At 58.7% G+C, this 3,609-nt stretch carries 5 protein-coding genes; 4 read left to right on the top strand and 1 reads right to left on the bottom strand.

Annotated features, from left to right (window positions below; all coding sequences use genetic code 11):
• From Q0288_RS11800 to Q0288_RS11785, 4 genes are all read left to right on the top strand, one after another.
• Nucleotides 1–350: ACT domain-containing protein (locus tag Q0288_RS11800; RefSeq protein ID WP_299430647.1), on the top strand; the 350-nt coding region annotated here is incomplete at its 5' end.
• Nucleotides 351–384: 34 nt separating this feature from the next.
• Nucleotides 385–1,443: an aminotransferase class V-fold PLP-dependent enzyme gene (locus tag Q0288_RS11795; protein WP_299430645.1), complete on the top strand. Its 1,059-nt coding sequence runs from the start codon at nucleotides 385–387 to the stop codon at nucleotides 1,441–1,443.
• 209 nt (nucleotides 1,444–1,652) lie between these two features.
• Nucleotides 1,653–2,114, top strand: a complete 462-nt coding sequence (locus tag Q0288_RS11790; protein WP_299430643.1) for a VOC family protein — start codon at nucleotides 1,653–1,655, stop codon at nucleotides 2,112–2,114.
• A gap of 116 nt (nucleotides 2,115–2,230) precedes the next feature.
• Complete coding sequence (locus tag Q0288_RS11785) at nucleotides 2,231–3,016, top strand: IS5 family transposase (RefSeq protein ID WP_299430641.1); 786 nt, start codon at nucleotides 2,231–2,233, stop codon at nucleotides 3,014–3,016.
• A 110-nt stretch (nucleotides 3,017–3,126) separates the two neighbouring features.
• Here the strand turns inward: Q0288_RS11785 and Q0288_RS11780 are convergent.
• Nucleotides 3,127–3,609: UbiA family prenyltransferase (locus Q0288_RS11780; RefSeq protein ID WP_299430639.1), on the bottom strand; the 483-nt coding region annotated here is incomplete at its 5' end.

The following is a 3,609-nucleotide window of genomic DNA, read 5'->3' as shown; positions in this document are numbered from 1 at the left end:
GCCAGGTTCTGGAGGTGCGCCTCGAGACCGACCGGGAAACCCGCAGGGCTCGAGGTGCGGTGTTGGGCAGCAAGCCCCGCATTGTGGGCATTGACGAACACAGCGTAGAGGCCGTACCCAGTGGTTTCATGCTGGTCTGTGTTAACCGCGACCGGCCTGGGGTGGTGGGCAAGGTGGGGACGCTTTTGGGCGAGAATCAGATCAACATTGCGGGAATGCAGTTGGGTCGGGATAACCCTGGAGGCAAAGCCCTGTTCGTCCTGGCGATTGATGAGCGGCCCAGCGAGGCGGTGCTGGAAGCGATGCGCGGGCTGGATGTGCTGGAGCGGGTGGATCTGGCGGAGCTGTAAAAACCCTGGGCCAAGAAGCACTACAATGCCTTCAATGTACCGCTCCCGCCTGCTCACCCCCGGCCCGGTTGAACTGCACCCCAAGGCCCAAGAAGCCCTCTCCCGGCCCCAGCTCCACCACCGCAGCGACGCGGCCAAGAAGATCTTCTTGCAGGCCAGGGCCGGACTGGAAAAAGCCTTTCAGACCCAGGGCCAGGTGCTAATACTCACTGGCTCGGGCACCGCTGCGATGGACGCCCTGGTGCTCAACCTGTTCCAGCCCGGACAGCGGGTACTGGTGCCGGTGCAGGGCAACTTTTCCGAGCGCTGGGCCAGGATTGCTCACGAGGCCGGACTCGAAGTGGTGCGCCTGGATTTGGACTGGGGCATGGTGGTGCGGCCCGAGCACCTGGAGAACCTTTCCGGCCAGTTCGACGGCTTTTTACTGACCCATTCCGAGTCTTCCACCGGGGCGCTCAACGACGTGCAGACACTGGCCCAGACCTTCAAGGCCCGATGCCCTGAGGGCCTGGTAGTGGTGGACGCCATCACCAGTCTGCTGGTCAGCGAGTTTGAACTGGAGAACTGGGGCCTCGACGCCGCTGCCTGCGGCTCGCAAAAAGGCCTGATGTGCCCGCCGGGACTGGCCTATGCTGCGCTCTCGCCCCGTGCGCTACAATGCCTGAAGCCCCGCAGTTTCTACCTGAACCTGGGGGCGGAGTTAAAGGTACAAAGCTCGGGCGAGTCGGCCTGGACTCCGGCCATCAACCTGGTGGCCGCCACGGCGGCAGTGCTGGAAGAGCTGCTGCCGAGGCTGCCCCAGCACACTGCCCTCAAGAAACAGCAGAACGACATCTTGTACACCACCGGCGACCAGCTCGGTCTGACGACCGTGCCCGAGGTTAAGAGTCCCGCCACCACCTGCTTTTATCTGCCCGAAGGGCTGAAGTACACCCAGGTCAAGGACGCCTTCGCCGCCAGGGGCGCCACCATCATCGGCGGGCAGGGACAGCTCAGGGGCAAAGTATTCCGTGTCTCACTAATGGGCTACTCCGACATCTACGATGCCTACGCAGTGGCTCGGATGATGCGGGATGCATTGAGCTTTGACTAAGCAGCACTCTTATGTGTCACAATAAAGTGGCAGATATCAAGCAGTTGCACGGGATTGCGAACCTCGCCTAGAAAGGAGACCCTTGAGCGCAACCCCTTTTCAGCACCTCGGCTGTTGACACTGCGGGATATCACTCAAAAAAAAGCGATATCCCGTGCGTGCGGTTTAAACAAGAGGTAGGCGACAACCTGAAAAAAGGAGACGCACAGATGAATAAAGTAACACCTTTCCTGATGTTCAATGATCAACTCGAAGCTGCAATAGCTTTCTATACCGCTACGTTCCCAGACTCTGAGATCAAGAATGTTGCCCGTACTGGCAAGGACGGCCCAATCACTTCTGCCGAGTTCGTCGTCGGTGGTCAGTTCTTCATGGGGTACAACGGAGGCTCATACTTCAAATTCTCTGAGGGCTTCTCGCTCTTTGTTGACTGCAAGGATCAGAGAGAGGTTGACGAATACTGGAACAGACTCGTCAGCGCTGGCGCAACCCCATCGCAATGCGGATGGATTACCGATCAATTTGGCATCACTTGGCAAATCGTGCCGAGGCGTTTCATGGAACTCATAGCCGACAAGAACCCGAGAAAGGTACAGGCTGTAATGGAAGCTATGATGACAATGGTAAAGCTCGACGTGGCGGCACTGGAGAGGGCATACGATGACGCATAGCAGACAAGGCACCGACACCTTTCGGCCGATCGGGAATGAACCTGTGCTATGCCTCGTTCAAATTACTTAGAGGCTGTCTTGAAAATCAGTAGAAGGTTGGGCAAGCTAAGATTTTTGTGACAAACCGTAAGACCTACCTAACCGACTTACAGGATAGCGAATGGGCAGTGATAGAGCCAGAGTTGCCCAAAGCCAACCAGCGAGGCCGTCCGAGAAAACATAGCTTACGAGAGATACTCAATGCCATCTTCTACGTGGTCAAGAACGGTTGCGTGTGGGCGGCCTTGCCCCACGACTTGCCGGCCTACAAGACCGTGTACGGCTACTTCCGGGCGTGGTGCCTGAGCGGGCTGTGGAAACGCGTGAATGACTGCCTGCGCCGTCTGGTAAGGCGGAAAGCCAAGCGCAGGGTCAACCCGAGCGCAGCCATTATCGATAGTCAAGCGGTCAAGAGTGGGGAAGGTGGGGTTGAGCGGGGCTTTGACGTTGGGAAGCTGACCTGGGGCCGCAAGCGCCACATCCTGGTGGATACCCTGGGGTTGTTGCTGGGAGTTCTGGTGAGCTCAGCAGGGGTGCAAGACCGGGACGGAGCCAGGTCGCTGTTCGAGCAAATCTGCCATGACCCCTGGCGCAGGATGCAGAAGGTTTGGGCTGATGGGGCTTATGCAGGTGAACTCATCCGTTGGTTGCAGCACCTACTGGGTTGGACCCTAGAGATCGTGGATAAACTACCTGGTCACAAAGGCTTTCAAGTTCTGCCCAGGCGCTGGGTGGTGGAGCGTACTTTTGCCTGGATCACCCGCAACCGACGCCTGGCCCGTGACTACGAGCGTCTTCCCAGACACTCCGAAGCCTTCATCTACGCCGCTATGATCCGTCTCATGCTCAAACGCTTGCCTTGATTTTCAAGACGGTCTCTTAGCTCTGCGGCGCGGTGTGTGGCTGATCGCCTAACAACAGGTTGCGGCCGATGTTGCTCGGCTGCGCTCCGCAACGCGGCTGAACCCGACCGTTAAACCAGCGTGTCCAGCAGAATAAACAGCAACATCCCCAGGCTCACCACCACATTGGCCTGGAAGAAGGCTTGATCTACTTTGCTCAGGTCATCCGGTTTCACCAGTTGGTGTTCGTACCAGAGCACCGCCCCCACCACAAAGACCCCCACAAAGTACAGCCAGCCCGCTCCGCTCAATAGCCCGGCAAGCAAGAAGAAGCCAAAAGTAAGGGCGTGGGAGGTTTGGGCGATGCGCAGTGCAGTGGGGATGCCAAAGCGGGCGGGAACGCTGTGGATGCCGTTCTCGCGGTCGAACTTGAAGTCCTGCGTGGCGTAGAGGATGTCGAAACCGGCCAGCCAGAAGGCCGTGCCGGCCCACAGGGCGAACAGGGCAGGCTCGAAGGCGGCGGTTACGGCAATCCAGCCCCCGGCGGTAGCGGCCCCAACGGTCAAGCCCAGCCAGAAGTGGCATAGCCAGGTAAAGCGCTTGGTGTAGCTGTA

Origin of the sequence: uncultured Meiothermus sp., assembly GCF_937863175.1 — a bacterium.
GTDB lineage: Bacteria > Deinococcota > Deinococci > Deinococcales > Thermaceae > Meiothermus.
The sequence above is the reverse complement of the archived record's forward strand: the minus strand, read 5'-3'. Positions and strand labels throughout refer to the sequence as shown.

Coding starts and splice junctions, on each gene's coding strand:
- Q0288_RS11790 (WP_299430643.1), top strand. CDS start 1,653: ATGAATAAAGTAACACCTTTCCTGATGTTCAATGATCAACTCGAAGCT.
- Q0288_RS11795 (WP_299430645.1), top strand. CDS start 385: ATGTACCGCTCCCGCCTGCTCACCCCCGGCCCGGTTGAACTGCACCCC.